This window comes from Actinomadura sp. GC306, assembly GCF_004348665.1.
In the GTDB taxonomy this organism is placed as follows: domain Bacteria; phylum Actinomycetota; class Actinomycetes; order Streptosporangiales; family Streptosporangiaceae; genus Spirillospora.
Map to the genome: position 1 here is coordinate 62,253 of NZ_SMKM01000001.1, position 16,724 is coordinate 78,976.

Below are 16,724 nucleotides of genomic sequence, written 5' to 3' on the forward strand. Positions count from 1 at the left end.
CAGGACTGAACGGCAGGGCAGAACGGCAGGCAATGGCACCGGGAAGGGCCGGAGGGGTGACGGGCGTGATGAAGGGGATCATTCTCGCGGGCGGCTCCGGCACCCGGCTGTACCCGATGACCAGGGTCATCTCCAAGCAGCTGCTGCCGGTCGGCGACAAGCCGATGATCTACTACCCGCTCTCCGTGCTCATGCTCACCGGGATCCGGGACGTCCTGATCATCTCCACCGCCGAGGACGTGCCCCGGTACCGGCGGCTGCTCGGCGACGGATCGGACCTCGGAATGAGCTTCTCCTACGCGGTGCAGGACGAGCCCAGGGGCATCGCGGACGCGCTCGTCATCGCGGCCGGCCACATCGGGAACGAACCGGTCGCGCTCGTCCTCGGCGACAACATCTTCTACGGGGACCCGCTCTCCGAGATACTGCGCGAGCAGGCGCGGAACGTCGACGGCTGCGTCCTTTTCGGCTATCCGGTCAAGGACCCCGAGCGTTTCGGGATCGCGGAGACGGACGCCGGCGGCCGGCTCCTCTCCATCGAGGAGAAGCCCGCCCGGCCCCGCTCGAACCGGGCGGTGACCGGGCTCTACCTCTACGACAACGACGCGGTGGAGATCGCCAGGAATCTGCGCCCGTCGGCGCGCGGCGAACTGGAGATCACCGATGTGAACCGCGCCTACATGGAGCAGGGCAGGGCGCGGCTCGTCGAACTCGCCCGCGGTTTCGCCTGGCTGGACACCGGGACGCCCGAGGCGCTGCTCGCCGCCAGCCAGTACGTGCTGACCCTGGAGGAACGGCAGGGGCTGCACGTGGCCTGTGTCGAGGAGATCGCCCTGCGCATGGGGTTCATCGACGCCGAGACCTGCCACCGGCTCGGCGCCGGGCTGGCCTCGTCGCGATACGGCCAGCACGTCATGACCGTGGCGTGCTCGGAGAGAGCCGACCGGAAGGAGACGGCATTGAAAGAGCTGACGATCGAGGACCTGAAGCAGATCATGCGCGCGTGCGCGGGTGAGGACGAGTCGGTCGACCACGGCGGCGACATCCTCGACACCTCGTTCATGGACCTCGGCTACGACTCGCTGGCGCTGCTGGAGGCGACGGCCGTCATCAAGCGCGAGTACGCGGTCGAACTGAGCGACGAGGACGCGGACGTGGTGGAGACGCCGCGGACCTTCCTCGGCAAGGTGAACGGCATGCTCGCCGGCCGGCAGGCACTCGGCGCATGACGTAACGGCACCTCGCGCGCTTCTCCGCGACAGGGGGCGGCCGGCCGATGGGCCGGCCGTCCCCTTTACGCGCACCCGGGGGATCGGAAGTGGTACAACTTCGGACGCATTCGATGTTCCGAATGGACGTCTTCCGGCTGCCGTAAGCACAACTTAGGTAATTCGATCTTGTCTTCTCAATAGGCGCTGATTAACGTGCCTAAGTGGTCGACGGCCGGTCGATCCGGCCATTACCTCCGGTCGAGGGAGAATGCGATGGAATTCCGGGTCCTAGGGTCCTTCGAGATCATGCTGGCGGAGGAGAACATCGCGCCGACGGCGCCTAAGCCGCGGCAGGTCGCCGCCCTGCTCGCGCTGCGCCGCAACTCCGTCGTCCGGACCTCGGAACTCATCGACGAGCTGTGGGAGGACGATCCGCCGGTCAGCGCGATGACCACCCTGCAGACCTACATCTACAAGCTGCGGAAGATCTTCCAGCGGTGCGGCGCGGGCGAGGTCCTGCAGACGCGGCCCGCCGGGTACATGCTCGCCGTCCCGGACGAGGACGTCGACCTCCACTGGTTCGAGCAGGCGATCAAGGAGGGGCGTGCGGTCCTGGACCGCGGCGACCCGGTGCGCGCGGCGGAGATCCTCGCCGACGCGCTCGCCATGTGGCGGGGGCCGGCGCTGGTCGACGTGCTCGCGGGCAACCTGCTGTCGGCGTACGTGGCGCGGCTGGAGGAGGTGAGGTTCCGGGCGCTCGAACTGCGGATCGAGACCGACCTCAAGGTCGGCCGCCACCTGGAGCTGATCGGCGAGCTGAAGTCCCTGGTGGTCAGGTATCCGCTGCACGAGGGCTTCCACACGTCGCTGATGACGGCCCTGCACCACTCCGGCCGCCGCTACGAGGCGCTCGACGTCTACCGGACGCTCCGCGGCAACCTCGTGGAGCAGCTCGGCCTGGAACCCGGCCGCGAGGCGCGGGAGCTGCACCAGAGCCTGCTCTCCGCGGACGCGCCGGCCCCCTCGGCCCCCTCGTCCGCCGTAACGGCGCCGGCGCCCGCCCGCGCGCCGGCCGCGGAGCCCGCGGACGACCCGGCGCCCGCGCGGCTGCCCGCGGACCCCGAGATCGCGGGGCGCGGCACCGACGTGGCGGAGGTCTGCGAGCAGGTCGCGGCGGCGCCGCCGGAGCCGCGCGGCACCGGGCGGCTCACCGTGATCAGCGGGATGCCCGGGGTGGGGAAGACGGCGCTGGCGGTGCACGCCGCGCACCGGCTCCGCTCCGCGTTCCCGGACGGGCAGCTCTACGCCGACCTCGGCGGGTCGACCGACCGGGCACGCGATCCCGCCGAGGTCCTGCACGCCTTCCTCCGTGCGCTCGGCTTCCCCGGGCACCAGATCCCGGACGGCCTGCGGGACCGCGGGGCGCTGCTCTCCGCCGCGGCCGCCGGCCGGGGCCTGCTCATGGTGCTGGACGACGCCGCGTCGGCCGCCCAGGTGCGGCCGCTGCTGCCCGGCGGCCCGCGCTGCGCGGCGGTCGTCACCAGCCGGCGCAGGCTGGAGGGCCTCGCGGGCGCCCGCAACATCGAGATCGACGTCCTGAACCGGGCGGACGGCATCGAACTGCTCGCCCGCATCGTCGGCGGCCCCCGCATCCGCCGGGAGCGGGCCGGCGCCGAGCTGCTGGTGGACGCCTGCGACTCGCTGCCGCTGGCGCTGCGCTGCATCGGCGACCGGCTCGCCGCGATGCCCGGGTATCCGCTGGGCCGCATGGCGGAGGAGCTCACCCGCACGCCCCAGCGCCTCCCGGAGCTGCGGTTCGGCGACCTGGACCTGCGGTCCAGGTTCGACTCCAGCTACGCGCGGCTCGGCGACCGGGAGCGGGGCGTGTTCGCGCTGCTCAGCATGCTGCCGGCGGAGTTCACCGCCGACACCGCCGCCGACCTGCTGGGCTGGGACGTCGCCGAGGCCCGGCGGACGCTCGACCACTTCCTGAACCACCACCTGATGCGCTGCGCGCAGGAGGGCGGCGCCGTCCGCTACCGGTACCCCAAGCTCGCCCGGATGTACGCGCGGGAGCGGCTCACGTCCCTCGTCCAGTCCGGTGCCGGCGAGCCGGCGCGGAGCCCGGCCTCGATGGCGTGATCACCGGTGCTCGATCCACCTTCGACCCGGCACCGGCAGCCTCGCGGTGTGAGGCTGATAGTCACCGGCGGGGCGGGTTTCATCGGGTCCCATTACGTACGGTCGGCGCTCGCCGGGCGGTACCCGGCGCTGCGGGACGCGCACGTGACCGTGCTCGACAAGCTGACCTACGCGGGCAACCTCGCGAACCTCCCCGCGGACGACCCGCGGCTGACGTTCGTCCACGGCGACGTCTGCGACGCCGGGCTGCTCGGGGACCTGCTGCCCGGCCACGACGCCGTCGTCCACTTCGCCGCGGAGTCGCACGTGGACCGGTCCGTCTCCGGGTCGGCGCGGTTCATCACCACCAATGTCGAGGGGACGCACACCCTCCTCGAAGGGTGCCTCCGGGCGGGCGTCCGCCGGTTCGTCCACGTCTCGACCGACGAGGTGTACGGGTCCATCGACGAGGGGACGTGGCCGGAGGGGCACCCCCTGGAGCCGAACTCGCCGTACTCGGCGTCCAAGGCGGCCAGCGACCTGATCGTCCGGGCGTTCCACCGGACCCACGGGCTCTCGACGTCGACCACCCGCTGCTCGAACAACTACGGGCCCTACCAGCACCCGGAGAAGCTGATCCCGCTGTTCGTGACGAACCTCCTCGACGGGGAGGACGTGCCGCTCTACGGCGACGGGAGGAACGTCCGCGAGTGGCTCCACGTGGACGACCACTGCCGCGCGGTGCAGGCGGTGCTGGAGCGGGGCCGCCCGGGGGCGACCTACAACGTCGGCGGCGGGGTTGAGCTGTCCAACCTCGAACTCACCCGCCTGCTGCTCGACGCCTGCGGCGCGGGCTGGGACCGGGTCCGCTTCGTCCCCGACCGCAAGGGCCACGACCAGCGGTACGCCGTGGACGGGTCGAAGATCGCCGGCGAGCTGGGCTTCCACCCGCGGGTGCCGTTCCTGCGGGGGCTCGCCGAGACGGTGCGCTGGTACGCCGCGAACCGCGCCTGGTGGGAGCCAGTCAAGCGGCGTCCCGCGGTCGTGGACGCCGGCGCGCGCTCCTGAGCGGGCAACCCGAATTCCATTCGTCCCGCCGGCCGGAAGATATATCCGGCGCAATTGGAAGCGCTCTCGCTGACCTGGGAGAACGGCCGGAATGATCATTATGCGAGGGAATGGGCGCCGTCCCGCCGCCGTCCCGCTGACCTGCGCGGAAGGCGGCGGAATGCGGTGACCGGGCCTTGATCACGAGGTCACAAGGTGCGGTTGAGAACAGCCTTAACGGTCATAACGGTCATAGCGGCTGGCGGAGTGCAGCGGCTATCGTGCAGGCAAAGACGGACTTCTTGCCCAGGGGACATCGTGGCGGAGAGACCTCCCTCGGGGCCGGGGCACCCCGGCCTGGACGCGGCTTCGCGGCTGGAGACCGATCGGGCCGAGATCGTGGCCGCGTACGAGCGGGTTTTGGACGACCTGGGCGGTCCGGTCGCCGCGGACAAGGCCGCGCGCGGCGAGCTCGTCGCGAACGCCGAGCGGGTCCTCGCCGACGTCATCGGCAGCCTGCGCGCGGGCACCGTCCAGGTGGGCGAGGGCTCCAAGGCCAGGGTCCCGGAGCCCAGAGTCCCCGAGCCGAGGGCGCCGGAGCCCGCCGTCCCGGAGCCCGCGGCGCCGCCGGCGGCCGTTTCCAGCGCGCCGGCGCCGGAACCGGTGCGGACGGGGGCGGTGTTCTTCGACATCGTCCAGCGGGAGCTGGTCCGCCGACTGGACCCGGGAGAGGAGTCCTTGCCCCTCCTGATGCTCGCCTCCCGTGCTCTTTACCAAAGCATTACGTGCAGCGGGGGACTGCTCGCCCATGAGGGGTACTTGCGCGACATGCTTCGCGAGGCTCAGGTCGAGGAGAGGTGCCGCATCGGGCGGGAACTCCACGACCGGGTCGGCATGTGGCTGAGCGCGGCCTACCGCCAGCTCGAACTCTACGATCTCGACAAGAACACCAAGGGCCCCTGCCCGGAGACGGAGAAGCGCCTTACCGCGGCCTACGGCGCCGTCCAGGAGGCGATGCGGATTCTGCGCGACATCACCTCCGATCTGCGGTTCTGCGAGTCGTCGAATTGCCTGGAAAAAGCGCTGCTGACGGCGTTCGAGGCGGTGGCGACCGACGACGCGACCGTCCAGTTGAAGATCAACGGCGACGAGAAGTGGGCCTCGGCCGCGGTCAAGGACGAGTCGTTCCTGGTCGTCCGGGAGGCCGTCCGGAACGCGGTGGTCCACGGCATGGCCGAGCTGGTCCTGGTGCGCATCGACATCGCGCCGCACGAGATGCACGTCTACGTCGACGACAACGGGGTCGGCTTCGACCCGGAACGTGCCACGGCCTCGGCCGGTGTGGGCCTGTCCAGCATGCGTGAACGGGCGGAGCTCGTCGGCGGCACGCTCGTGGTGTCGAGCGCACCGGGGCAGGGCGCGCACGTGGAACTTTCCGTACCGCTTCCAGGAAGCGAGAACGATGCAGCCTGACGAATCCAGGACGACCGTCGTGCTCGTGGACGACCACGCCCTCGTCCGGGAGGGCCTGCGGGAGATCCTCGGCTACCAGGGCGACCTGGTCGTCGTGGGCGAGGCGGGCGACAGCGAGGGGGCCGTGGAGCTCGTCGCGGAGAAGCGCCCCCATGTCGTCCTGCTCGACATCGAGATCCCCGGTGACGACGCCACCACCACGGTCGCCCGCATCCGCGAACGGTCGCCGCAGACCGCCGTCCTCATCCTCAGCATGTACGAGGGGCCGCAGCTGCTGCAGAGCCTCCTTGAGGTCGGCGTGCGGGGCTACCTGCTGAAGAGCGTGACCAAGCAGGAACTGGTGTCGGCGATCCGCAGCGTCCGCTTCGACGAGGACCGCGTCGTCGTCTCGGTCTCCCGCGCGAGCATCGCCGCGGGAGGCCGGGGCGGCGTGGGCGCGGCGGGGGGACCGGGCGGCCCGGACGACCCGCCGGTGATCCTCTCCGACCGGGAGCGAGAGGTCATGCAGCTCACCGCCCAGGCGCTGAGCAACCGGCAGATCGCGGCGCGGCTCTCGCTCACCGAGGCGACCGTCAAACGGCACCTCCGCAACATCTTCGTGAAGCTGGGCGCGGCCTCCCGCATCGACGCGGTCAACAAGGCGGTGGACGCCGCCCTCATCGAGGTGGGGGAGCGGCGCCAGGCGGCGGCGCACCGCTAGCGGGTGCCGCGCCCGGCGATCGACTCGGGCGGGAACAGGGCCGCCAGGTACTCGCACTCGGCGGCGGTGAGCCGTATCCCGGCCGCGGCCGCGTTCATCTCCAGGTGCAGCCGGTCGCGGGTGCTCGGCACCGGCGTGATGTCGTCGCCCCGGCACAGCAGCCACGCCAGCGCGAGCCGGGCGAGGCCGAGGTCCCGGTGCGCGGCCACCTCCTCGGCGGCCTGCAGCAGCCGCAGGTTGGCGGAGAGGTTCTCCGGCCGGAAGCGGGGATCGTCGCGGCGGGCGTCCCCTTCGGCGAGCCGGCCTGCCGAGTGGACCCGGCCGGTGAGGAAGCCGCGGCCCAGCGGGCGGCAGGCGAAGACCGCGATCCCCCGCTCCCGCGCGGCCGGCAGGCACTCGGCCTCGACGCGCCGCTCCCACAGGGAGTACTCGGCGGCGAGCGCGCCGACCGGATGCACGGCGTGGGCACGCCGCAACTGCTCGGCGGAGACGCCCGACAGGCCCACCCGCCGGACCTTGCCGGACGCGACGAGGCCGGCGAGCGCGCCCATGCTCTCCTCGACGGGGACGCGGGGGTCGACTCCGGCGAGGTAGTAGACGTCGATGTGGTCGGTGCCGAGGCGTTCGAGCGAGGCGTCGCAGGACCGCCGGAGGTGCTCGGGCGTCCCGTCGAGCCGCGTCTCCCGCCCGCCGGGGGACCGCCGGACGCCGCCGCAGGCGGCGATCACGGCCTCGTCCCGGCGGCCGGCGACGGCGCGTCCGGCGAGCCGTTCGGCCCGCTCGGCGCCGGCGCCGGCCGCCGCGTCGATCAGGGGCACGCCGATGTCCAGCGCGAAGCGGATCGTCTCGATGCCCGCCGCGTCGTCCACCGGGCCGTAGCGTCCGGTCAGGGCGAGGGTGCCCAATCCGATGCGCGGCGAGGCCGGTCCGGCATCGCCGGGCTTGCTGGCGTGCATCTCCTCCTGACCAGTCCGTGAAAGGTGTGCTCGCGAGCCGGCTGCGGGCGCACGTGCAATACCGCCCCGGCCGATCGGCGGCCGCAAATGACATTGTGGCCAAAAGGGTCGCTCTTTGGAAGGAGCTTGCGCGAAGCCGCTCCTGGAAACCGCCCTGGACCGGTCCGCCTATTGGAGAAGGCATTCAGCGTACTTCCAGGTTCGCGGCACGTCCGGCGGACGGGAACGGGATGCTCGTCGTGTGACCTGCGCACTTGACCTGGAACCGGGAGGTTGCGACGGGGTGCGCGCCCATCCCGGAAGATCGTGACGGCGAATGGTGACTTCTGTAAAGAATTCCCCCTTTGTTGGGAGTCCGCGGCCTAGTGCTTCTCTAGCGGGGTGCGATCCCGGAGGGGCACCATGACGGCCGGTGGAGAGGCGGTGGCGGGTATGGACAAAGCAGTCGAAAAGGCGATCGAGTGCATGTGGGAACGGTACAACGAGCCGCTGTCGCTCGCGGAGATGGCGAGCTGCGCAGGGCTCAGCCGCTTCCATTTCGCCCGCCGATTCCGGGACGAGACCGGAACGACCCCCGGCCGGTTCCTCGCCGCGGTCCGCATCCACCGGGCCGGGCTCCTGCTCCGGGACACCGCGATGAGCGTCACCGAGGTGGCGTCCGCGGTCGGCTACGGCAGCCCGGGCTCGTTCACGAGCTGCTTCACGGCCGGCGTCGGGCTCCCGCCCGGCCGGTTCCGCCGGCTGCCGCGGACCGGCGGATTCGAGCCGCCCGGTGCGCGCCCGGCCGGGCGCACCGGTACCGGAGCGGTCGCGGGGACGATCGGCCTGCCGGAGGGCCGCGGGAACGCGCGCGTGTTCCTGGGCGCCTTCCCGACCCCGGTCCTCCGGCATCCGCCGGTCGCGTGGATGGTCGTCGACGTGCCCAGCGGCCGGCCCGCGTGCTACCGCCTGGCGGACGTGCCCGAAGGCACCTGGTACCTGCACGCGGTGGGGGAGGCGGACGGGGTGGGGCCCGACCCGTCGTCCCGGCGGCACTCGCTCGTCGCCAGGAACGACGCGGTGCCGGTGTCCGAGGACGCGGTGACCAGTGCCGCGGTGCGCCTGCACCGCCCGCGGCCGGTGGACCCGCCGGTCCTGCTCGCCCTGCCCGACCTGGAACCGCCGCCCGCCCTCACCGGAGGCGGCTGCCCCGTGATCGGCTCACACCCGAAGGCGGCCGTCTGAACCGCTCGCCGCGGCGGTCCGGGCGGTGCCGAACCATCGGTTCAGTGCGTGGGTGAGGTCGTCGTGGGTGCCGGGGTGGGTCCAGGCGATGTAGCCGTCTGGGCGGACGAGGGCCGTGTCGAGGCCGGGGACGAGTGGCTGTGCGGTGGTGACGGTGTCGATGCGGTCGGCATAGGGGCGCGCTTGGTCTGCGAAGGAACCGACGGTGGTGATGAGCAGGCCGCGGGCGGTGTGGAGCAGGCCGGCGATGCGCGGCCGGGTTCCGTCGGCCAGGGTGAGGCGCTGACCGGGTGGGATGCGCTTGCCGAGCAGCGGATGGTCGCCGGGCCCCATGTCGTACCGGATGTCCAGCCCGCTGAGCATCCCCGCGAGGTGCCCGGCCGCGTCCTTGCAGGCCACCAGCTCTCCTAGCACGTCGCGGACCGGGTCCATCTCCTGGCCGGTGAGCCGCAGCTCGATCGCGGCCGCGGCGTTGCGGGCCAGTTGCCGCCCGATCGGGCGGCGCTCGTCCTGGTAGGTGTCGAGCAGGCCGCCGGGCGCCCGGCCGGTGACGGTCGCGGCGAGCTTCCAGCCGAGGTTCACCGCGTCCTGCACGCCGACGCTCAGCCCCTGTGCCATGGCGGGCGGCTGCACGTGCGCCGCGTCGCCCGCCAGGAACACCCGCCCGCGCCGGTACTCGCCGGCGACCCGGGACGCGTCGGTGAAGCAGCTCAGCCAGCGGCACCGCCCGTGGTGGATGGACTCCCCGGTGAGCCGCTGCCACGCGTCGGCGAGCTCGGCGTAGGTGAGCGAGCCCCGGTCGCGCGGTGCCATACCGCGCTCGTGGACGACGACCCGGGTGACGCCGTTCTCCAGGTCCATCGCCAGGACCATGCTGCCGCCCGGGAGGTCCTCGACGATCCGCCGGCGGCGGGTCTGGATCCCGGTCACGTCCGCCGTGTAGAAACCGCGCGTGGGCGGTGAGCCGGGAAAGGCGATCCCGGTCAGCTTGCGGACGGTGCTCCGGCCCCCGTCGCAGGCGACCAGGTACGCGGCGGTGTCCGAACCGCGGCCCGCCGGCCCGGCGAAGGAGACCGTCACGCCGTCCGGCGCCTCGTCGAGGCCGGTCACCTCGTACCCCCGGCGCACCGGCACCCCGAGCTCGGCCGCCCAGTCCTCCAGCATCCGCTCCGTGCGGTACTGGGAGACGCCCCGGACGCCGGAGTGGTCCTCCTCGAACATGCCGAGGTCGATCCGCACCCCGCCCAGATGGGCGTCGGCGGACTCCATCTCGCCCAGCCCGGCCAGCAGCCCCCGCTGATCGAAGCACTCGGCGGTGCGCCTGGTGAAGCCGGCTCCGCGCGACTCGCGCGGCGGGGCGGGCAGCCTCTCGTAGACGACGACGTCCGCGCCGCCCAGGCGGAGTTCGCACGCCGTCATCAGCCCGACGGGTCCCGCGCCGACGACGACCACGTCCGTTGCCATGCTCACTCTCCTGTTCGCTCGGTGCCGCGGCTCAACGGCCGGGCTCGTGGGCGGTGGCCATGGTCCGGGCGGTGCCGAACCAGGCGTTCAGTGCGTGGGCGAGGTCGTTGCGGGTGCCGGGGCGGGTCCAGGCGATGTAGCCGTCTGGGCGGATGAGGGCCGTGTCGAGCCCGGGTGCGGCTGGCTGTGTCGTGGTGATGGTGTCGATGCGGTCGGCCCAGGGGCGGGCCTGGTCTGCGAAGGAGCCCTCGGTGGTGATGAGCAGGCCGCGGGCGGTGTGGAGCAGGCCGGCGATGCGGGGCCGGGTTCCGTCGGCCAGGGGGAGGCGCAGGTCGGGCGGAATGCGCTTGCCGAGCAGCGGGTGGTCGCCGGCCCCCATGTCGTAGCGGATGCCCAGCCCGCTGATCATTCCGGCGAGGTGCCCGGCCGCGTCCTTGTGCGCGGCGAGCTCGCCGACCACCTCGCGGACGGGATCGAGATCGTCGTCGCCGAGGTAGAGCATGGTCGCGGCCTGGACGTTGCGCATGAGCTGCCGCCCGATCGGGTGGCGTTCGGCGTGGTAGGTGTCGAGCAGGCCGCCGGGCGCCCGGCCGGTGACCGTCGCGGCGAGCTTCCAGCCGAGGTTCACCGCGTCCAGGAGCCCCGCGCTGAGCCCCCACGCGGCCAGCGGCGGTATGGGGTGCGCGGCGTCGCCGGCCAGGAGCACCCGGCCGCGCCGGTACTCCGCGGCGAGCCCGGCCGAGTCGTCGGAGGCCCACAGCCACAGCGGCCGCGCATGGCGCACGGACTCGCCCGTGAGCCGCTCCCACGAATCGGCGACCTGCGCGAACGTCAGCGCACGAGGATCCGGGCGTGGCGGCAGGGTCCTGTCGTGGACGACGATCCGGTAGCGCCCTTCCCCCAGCGGGGTGCACAGCACCATGTCGCCGCCCGGAAGGCGTTCGCCGATGGGACGCGGCCGGAGCGCCACCCCGGCGATCTCCGCGGTGTACATCCCGCGTGTCGCCTCCCAGCCGGGGGCGGGGATGCCGGCGAGCGCACGGACGGTGCTCCGCGGCCCGTCGCAGCCGACCAGGTACGCGCCGGTGACCTCCCCGCGGCCCCCCGGCCCGTCGAACGTCACCGTGACGCCGTCCGGTGACTCGCGGAAGCCGGTCACCTCGCAGCCGCGCCGCACCGGAACGCCCAGCTCGTCCAGCCGAGCCCCGAGCATCTCCTCGGTCCTGGCCTGCGGCAGGCCGAGCACGCCGCTGTGGTCCTCGTCCAGCATGCCGAGGTCGATCCGGACGCCGCCGAAGTGCCCCATCGGCCCCCACCGGAAGTCGCCGAGCCGGGAGAGCAGCCCGCGCTGGTCCAGCGACTCGGCGGCCCGCCGGTTGAAGCCGAGCGCGCGGGACTCCCCGGTGGGGCCGGGCAGCCGGTCGAGGACGGTGACGTCCACCCCGCCCAGGCGCAGCTCGCCGGCCAGCAGCAGGCCGACGGGACCGGCGCCCGCGACTATCACGCCATTGCTCATTTCTCCGGACCCTCCGCGGGAAGTGGCAAAGGAATTGATTCGTCAAGTTACGCCGCACCGCGTACGCCTTCAAAATGGCGACTCCGGTACGCGGTTGAACGTCTCTGGAATGACCCGCCGGGCCGTGGAAGGGTGGCCGTTCGGGCCTGTCACCGCCGCAAATGGGAAGGGGTTCCGGACGTGTCTGCCGAAAGGATCGCGCTGATCACGGGCGCCAACAAGGGCATCGGATTCGAGATCGCGCGGCAGCTGGGCGAACAGGGGGCCGCCGTGCTCGTCGGCGCCAGGGACGAGGTGCGCGGCAAGGCGGCGGCCGGCTCGCTGGCGGACCGCGGCATCACCGCCGTGCCGCTGCTGATCGACGTCACCGACCCGGTCTCCGCGACCGAGGCGGCGGCGTGGATCGAGCGGCGCCACGGCCGCCTGGACGTCCTGGTCAACAACGCCGGCATCGCCGGGGGCTTCAGCGGGCCGCCCAGCGCCGCGACCGCCGGCGACCTGCGGGAGGTGTACGAGACCAACGTCTTCGGCGTCGTGTCCGTCACCAACGCGATGCTGCCGCTGCTGCGCCGGTCGGGGGCCGGGCGGATCGTCAACATGTCCAGCCACGTCGGGTCGCTGACCCTCGGCACCGACCCGGATTCCCCGGTCGCGAACGTCAGCATGCTCGCCTACCAGTCCTCGAAGACGGCGCTGAACGCCCTCACGGTGCTGTACGCCAAGGAGCTGGAGGGGACACCGGTCAAGGTCAACCTCGCCAACCCCGGGCCGGTCGCCACGGACCTCAACCAGCACCGCGGGCACCTGACCCCCGCGGAGGGCGCGGCGATCGCGGTCCGGCTGGCGCTGCTCGACGACTCCGGCCCCTCGGGGGCCTCCCTCGCGGAGAACGGGACCGTCCCGTGGTAGCCGAGACGGCCCGGAGGAGCCCGGGCGTGAAACGGGGAATCGACGACCTCGCCCTTTTCGGCGGGCCCGCCGCATTCCCGGAACCGCTCTATGTGGGCCGGCCCAGTACGGGCGACCGGTCGCGTTTCCTGGAACGGCTGAACCGCGCGCTGGACGATATGTGGCTCACCAACGGGACGCTGGTCCGGGAGTTCGAGGACCGCGTGGCGGAAACGGCCGGTGTGCGCAACTGCGTTGCCACCTGCAACGCGACCGCGGCGCTGCAGCTCCTCTACCTGGCCGCGGGGCTGTCCGGCGAGGTCGTCATGCCCTCGATGACCTACGTGGCCACCGCGCACGCCGCCCGGATGGCGGGGCTCACCCCCGTGTTCCGCGACATCGACCCCGCGACCGGATGCCTCGACCCCCGGGAGGCGGAGGCCGCGGTGACCCCCCGCACCGCGGGCGTGGTCGGCGTCCACCTGTGGGGGAGGCCCGCCCCCGTCGCCGAGCTGGAGGAGATCGGGGCAAGGCACGGCCTGCGGGTGCTCTTCGACGCGGCGCACGCCCTCGGCTGCACCTACCGCGGCCGGCGCGTCGGCGGGTTCGGGGACGCGGAGGTGTTCAGCTTCCACGCGACGAAGGTGGTGAACAGCTTCGAGGGCGGCGCCGTCGTCACCGACGACGACGGCCTCGCGGGGCACCTCCGGTCGCTGCGCACCTTCGGGTCCGGGCCGGGCGGCCGCATCGAGCGCGCGGGAACCAACGCCAAGATGACCGAGGCCGCCGCGGCGATGGGCCTGACCTCGCTGGAGGCGTTCGGCGAGGTCGTCCCGCACAACCGCGAGAACCACGCCCTCTACCGGGCCGAGCTGCGCGGGGTGGACGGCATCTCGATCGTCCCCTTCGACGAGGCGGAGACCTCCAACCACCAGTACGTCATCGCCAGGATCGACGAGGCGGGGGCGGGCCTCCACCGCGACCTGCTGATGCGGGTGCTCAAGGCCGAGAACGTCGTCGCGCAGCGCTACTTCTCACCCGCCTGCCACCAGGTCGAGCCGTACCGCTCGGAGCGTCCGGTCGAGCTGCCGCACACCGAGCGGCTGGCCGAGCAGGTGCTCGCGCTGCCGACCGGCCCGGCGGTGGACGCGGCGGACGTCCGCCGCATCTGCGAGATCGTGCGGTGCGCGACCGCCTCCGGCCGGCAGGTCACCGACCGCGAGCGTCGCTCGGCGGATCCGGTGCCCGAGGTCTCCGTCAGGCGTTGACGAGTCTCGCCTTGGCGCGCACCTTGTCGACCAGTTCGGCCTGACGTGTGATCGCCTCGGCGTGCGGGGCGCAGTCCGCGTTCTGGAGGATCGACCGGGCGAAGTACTCGGTGACGTTCCGGAACTGGTGGTCCGCCGGAACGGGCGGTTCCTCGGTCCCTCCCGCGGATTCGAGCCGGATCAGCGGCCGCTGGTCCGGCGGCGGGGTGAACGCGCGGTCCACCGAGAGCAGGCCCCGGTCGCCCCAGAGCGAGTACCGGGACCGGTAGGCGTGCTCGAACCCGAAGGACAGCTCGGCCGTGGTGCCCGACGGCGCGGCCAGCAGGGCGTGACCGGCCACGTCGATCCCCCTGGCCGGGTCCATGCGCAGCACCGAGCCGACGACGTCCAGCTCGGGGCCGAGGAAATGGGACGCGGCGCGGATGGGGTAGCCGCCCACGTCCAGCAGGGCGCCGCCGCCCAGCGCGCGGCTGTACCGGATGTCCGACGCGTCCCGCGGGGGGATGCCGAAGCGCGCGGTGAACACCCGTAGCGCGCCGATCCGTCCTTCGGCGACGAGTTCGCCGACCCGCCGGTGCTGGCCGTGGTGCAGGAACATGTAGTTCTCCATCAGCCACAGGCCGGCCGTCCTCGCCTGGTCGACCAGCGCGACGGCGGTGGCGTGGTCGCAGGCGAGGGGCTTCTCCGCGAGGACGTGCTTGCCCGCGGCGAGCGCCCGGGCCGTCCAGTGCGCGTGCAGGGCCGCCGGCAGCGGGATGTACACCGCGTCGACGTCGGCCCGTTCGAGCAGGCCGTCGTACCCGTCGGCCGCGGCGCAGCCGAACCGCCTGGCGACGGCGGGCGCCTTGGCCGGATCGCGGCTCGCGACGGCCGCCAGCTCGATGTTCGCGGCCTCCTTCATCGCGGGCATGACCTTGCGTAGCGCGATGTCCGCGCACCCCAGGACTCCCATGCGCACCACGGATCGCATGCGGATCGCCGCCTCCGGTCGTCGGGTCGCGGGCGCCTGCCGGGCGTCGTCCGGACGGTTCAGGCCGGACGGTTCAGGCCGGACGGTTCAGGCCGGACGGTTCAGGCCGGACGGCATTCGACGATGTAGCGGCCGGACGGCGCGTCCCCGGACGCCGTGACCGCCAGGCCCGCCTTCGCCGCGAGCGCGGCGAACTGGTCGAGGTTCCGTGTCCGCCCGCCGGTCAGCATCATGACCATCAGGCCGCCCCTGGGGGGTGCTCCGCCGGGGGAGACGCCGCCGTCCACGACGACGCGGCCGTGCGGGGCCGCCGCCTCGGCGCACCGGGCGAGCAGCGCGGCCGCCTCCTCGTCGGGCCAGTCCAGGAGCAGCCGCGTGAGGAGGTAGACGTCCGCGCCGCGGGGGAGCGGGTCGAAGAAGCTCTGCCCGCTGACGGTGACGCGGTCCGCCACGCCCGCGGCCGCGAAGATCTCGGCGGAGCGGGCCACCGTGCGGGGCAGGTCCACGAGCGTGCCGCGCACGTGGGGATGGGCCTGCAGGGTCTGGGCCAGCATCGCGCCGGCCCCGCCGCCGACGTCCACGACGTGGTGGACGTCCGCCCAGCCGTCACCGACCAGGGCCGCCGGGTCCGGGACGTCGCGGCCGCCGTTGCTCATCTGCGCGTCGTAGCTGGCCGAGAGGCCGGGGTCGGCGTCCAGGTCCTCCCAGTACGGGCGTCCGAAGACCTCCTGGTAGCTCGGCCTGCCCGTGCGGACGGTGGACAGCAGGCCGCTCCACACGCCGGCGACCCGGCCGCCCCAGCCGTCGAGATCAAGGTTGCCGCGCACCGGGCCGGGGCCGACCAGGGCGCGGGACGCCTCGTTGAGCGCGAACTCCCCTTCGGCGGGCTCCTCGAAGACGCCCTTGTCCACGAGGCGGCGCAGCACGCGGGCCAGCGACTCGGCGTCGCAGCCCGCCTCCCGGGCCAGGTCGCCGATCTGCGTGACGCCGCGGGCCAGGTGCCCGGCGACGTCCAGGGTCACCGCCACGCGCAGGCACCAGGGGGTCGCCAAGTCGCTCAGCGCCCAGAGATCCACCTTGTCCGGCACGTGCCACCTCCATGGCTCATGAGATGCCGAGCCCGTGCTCGACCGCCCGTGTTCGACCGCCCGTGTTCGACCGCCCGTGTTCGACCGCCCGTGCTGGACGGCCCGTGTTCGAGTGCGCGGGCTCGCCGGTTGAACGGGGCCGCCGCTACTTGGCGGACACCCAGACGAAGCCGTCCGGGTCGGTGAACGGCCCGGCGTCGCCGCCGATCCGGATGCGGTGCGAGCCGCTGCCCTCGGGGTCGATCCCGGCGACCTTCGCGAGGCCGCGGCGCTTGTAGAGCGAGAGCTTGAGCGGGCTTTCGGGCGTGGCGAACTCGACGTACTTGCGGCCGTAGCTCTTGGCGACCTCGAAGCCCTGGTCGACGTAGAAATGCTTGCTCGCTGCCACGTCCTCGACCCCGAGCTGGAGCACGGTCTCGTCGATGTCGCGGGAGGCGGGGCCGGAGTCCTTCTTGGACTGGGACGCGACGGTCCAGACGGTCCCGTCGGGGGCCTGGACGACGCCGCCGTAGCCCCAGAGGGACTTCTTGGCCGGCTTCAGCGAGGTGGCGCCGGCCTTGAGAAAGGCGTCGACGACGGCGTCGGCGTCGGCCGGCTGGGACACGATGAGCGACATCGTGAACCCGCGGAAACCGCTCGTCGCCGCGTCCGACGCCTCCAGACGCAGGTATTTGTCCATATCGAGGGCGGATGCGTAGAAACGCTCGGCGGCCGCTGTGTCGGCCACCTCTAGAGTGACGAATTCGACGGAAGCCATGCCGCCCATGCTAGGTGCGTTCACCGGCCCGTGCTTCTCCA

The 16,724-nt window shown here is 72.8% G+C and carries 14 protein-coding genes and 1 pseudogene; 9 read left to right on the top strand and 6 right to left on the bottom strand.

The genetic code is table 11. The features are described from left to right. Window positions 1-68 precede the first annotated feature (68 nt). The 6 genes and pseudogenes from rfbA to E1200_RS00290 all read left to right on the top strand — a co-directional run. Window positions 69-926 (top strand): annotated as a pseudogene (gene rfbA / locus E1200_RS00270) (glucose-1-phosphate thymidylyltransferase RfbA); the annotation flags it as partial. Between the two features lie 69 nt (window positions 927-995). Next, window positions 996-1,229 carry an acyl carrier protein gene (locus E1200_RS34560; protein WP_279483286.1) on the top strand — a complete coding sequence of 78 codons (234 nt, stop codon included), beginning with the start codon at window positions 996-998 and terminating at the stop codon, window positions 1,227-1,229. Window positions 1,230-1,484: 255 nt separating this feature from the next. Beyond that, window positions 1,485-3,353: a BTAD domain-containing putative transcriptional regulator gene (locus tag E1200_RS00275; protein WP_131949686.1), complete on the top strand. Its 1,869-nt coding sequence runs from the start codon at window positions 1,485-1,487 to the stop codon at window positions 3,351-3,353. 48 nt (window positions 3,354-3,401) lie between these two features. Then, complete coding sequence (gene rfbB / locus E1200_RS00280; protein ID WP_131949687.1) at window positions 3,402-4,400, top strand: dTDP-glucose 4,6-dehydratase; 999 nt, start codon at window positions 3,402-3,404, stop codon at window positions 4,398-4,400. A 297-nt stretch (window positions 4,401-4,697) separates the two neighbouring features. After that, window positions 4,698-5,852, top strand: a complete 1,155-nt coding sequence (locus E1200_RS00285; protein ID WP_131949688.1) for an ATP-binding protein — start codon at window positions 4,698-4,700, stop codon at window positions 5,850-5,852. Next, window positions 5,842-6,552, top strand: coding sequence for a response regulator transcription factor (locus E1200_RS00290; protein WP_131949689.1), 711 nt, complete (start codon window positions 5,842-5,844; stop codon window positions 6,550-6,552). Before E1200_RS00285 ends, E1200_RS00290 begins: the two co-directional genes overlap by 11 nt. Here E1200_RS00290 and E1200_RS00295 read toward each other — a convergent pair. Then, on the bottom strand, window positions 6,549-7,508 hold the full coding sequence (locus E1200_RS00295) for an aldo/keto reductase (RefSeq protein ID WP_131949690.1): 960 nt from the start codon (window positions 7,506-7,508) through the stop codon (window positions 6,549-6,551). The genes E1200_RS00290 and E1200_RS00295 overlap by 4 nt on opposite strands. A 432-nt stretch (window positions 7,509-7,940) precedes the next feature. Here E1200_RS00295 and E1200_RS00300 point away from each other — a divergent pair, with 432 nt between their 5' ends. Further along, complete coding sequence (locus tag E1200_RS00300) at window positions 7,941-8,732, top strand: AraC family transcriptional regulator (RefSeq protein WP_131949691.1); 792 nt, start codon at window positions 7,941-7,943, stop codon at window positions 8,730-8,732. Here the strand turns inward: E1200_RS00300 and E1200_RS00305 are convergent. Both E1200_RS00305 and E1200_RS35115 read right to left on the bottom strand, forming a co-directional pair. Then, entirely contained in the window at window positions 8,709-10,196 is a 1,488-nt protein-coding gene (locus E1200_RS00305) for an FAD-dependent monooxygenase (RefSeq protein WP_131949692.1), read from the bottom strand. The two genes, E1200_RS00300 and E1200_RS00305, sit on opposite strands and share 24 nt — an antisense overlap. Before the next feature lie 31 nt (window positions 10,197-10,227). Beyond that, window positions 10,228-11,712, bottom strand: a complete 1,485-nt coding sequence (locus tag E1200_RS35115) for an FAD-dependent monooxygenase (RefSeq protein WP_131949693.1) — start codon at window positions 11,710-11,712, stop codon at window positions 10,228-10,230. A 180-nt stretch (window positions 11,713-11,892) separates the two neighbouring features. Here E1200_RS35115 and E1200_RS00315 point away from each other — a divergent pair, with 180 nt between their 5' ends. Further along, window positions 11,893-12,621: an SDR family oxidoreductase gene (locus tag E1200_RS00315; protein WP_131949694.1), complete on the top strand. Its 729-nt coding sequence runs from the start codon at window positions 11,893-11,895 to the stop codon at window positions 12,619-12,621. 26 nt (window positions 12,622-12,647) lie between these two features. Continuing rightward, the gene (locus tag E1200_RS00320) at window positions 12,648-13,868 is read left to right on the top strand and encodes a DegT/DnrJ/EryC1/StrS family aminotransferase (protein ID WP_131949695.1); all 1,221 of its coding nucleotides are present in this window, start codon (window positions 12,648-12,650) and stop codon (window positions 13,866-13,868) included. Here E1200_RS00320 and E1200_RS00325 read toward each other — a convergent pair. The 3 genes from E1200_RS00325 to E1200_RS00335 form a co-directional block, all read right to left on the bottom strand. Further along, window positions 13,858-14,820 carry a Gfo/Idh/MocA family oxidoreductase gene (locus E1200_RS00325; protein WP_243708262.1) on the bottom strand — a complete coding sequence of 321 codons (963 nt, stop codon included), beginning with the start codon at window positions 14,818-14,820 and terminating at the stop codon, window positions 13,858-13,860. The two genes, E1200_RS00320 and E1200_RS00325, sit on opposite strands and share 11 nt — an antisense overlap. A 119-nt stretch (window positions 14,821-14,939) precedes the next feature. Continuing rightward, window positions 14,940-15,926: a methyltransferase gene (locus E1200_RS00330; RefSeq protein ID WP_207932960.1), complete on the bottom strand. Its 987-nt coding sequence runs from the start codon at window positions 15,924-15,926 to the stop codon at window positions 14,940-14,942. 145 nt (window positions 15,927-16,071) lie between these two features. Continuing rightward, on the bottom strand, window positions 16,072-16,683 hold the full coding sequence (locus E1200_RS00335) for a glyoxalase (protein WP_131949697.1): 612 nt from the start codon (window positions 16,681-16,683) through the stop codon (window positions 16,072-16,074). Between the last annotated feature and the right edge of the window lie 41 nt (window positions 16,684-16,724).

What these genes read in the sequence shown, in the direction of transcription:
- E1200_RS34560 (WP_279483286.1), top strand. Translation starts at nt 996, where the DNA reads ATGCGCGCGTGCGCGGGTGAGGACGAGTCGGTCGACCACGGCGGCGAC.
- E1200_RS00275 (WP_131949686.1), top strand. Translation starts at nt 1,485, where the DNA reads ATGGAATTCCGGGTCCTAGGGTCCTTCGAGATCATGCTGGCGGAGGAG.
- E1200_RS00290 (WP_131949689.1), top strand. Translation starts at nt 5,842, where the DNA reads ATGCAGCCTGACGAATCCAGGACGACCGTCGTGCTCGTGGACGACCAC.
- E1200_RS00295 (WP_131949690.1), bottom strand. Translation starts at nt 7,508, where the DNA reads ATGCACGCCAGCAAGCCCGGCGATGCCGGACCGGCCTCGCCGCGCATC.
- E1200_RS00300 (WP_131949691.1), top strand. Translation starts at nt 7,941, where the DNA reads ATGGACAAAGCAGTCGAAAAGGCGATCGAGTGCATGTGGGAACGGTAC.
- E1200_RS00305 (WP_131949692.1), bottom strand. Translation starts at nt 10,196, where the DNA reads ATGGCAACGGACGTGGTCGTCGTCGGCGCGGGACCCGTCGGGCTGATG.
- E1200_RS35115 (WP_131949693.1), bottom strand. Translation starts at nt 11,712, where the DNA reads ATGAGCAATGGCGTGATAGTCGCGGGCGCCGGTCCCGTCGGCCTGCTG.
- E1200_RS00325 (WP_243708262.1), bottom strand. Translation starts at nt 14,820, where the DNA reads ATGGGAGTCCTGGGGTGCGCGGACATCGCGCTACGCAAGGTCATGCCC.
- E1200_RS00335 (WP_131949697.1), bottom strand. Translation starts at nt 16,683, where the DNA reads ATGGCTTCCGTCGAATTCGTCACTCTAGAGGTGGCCGACACAGCGGCC.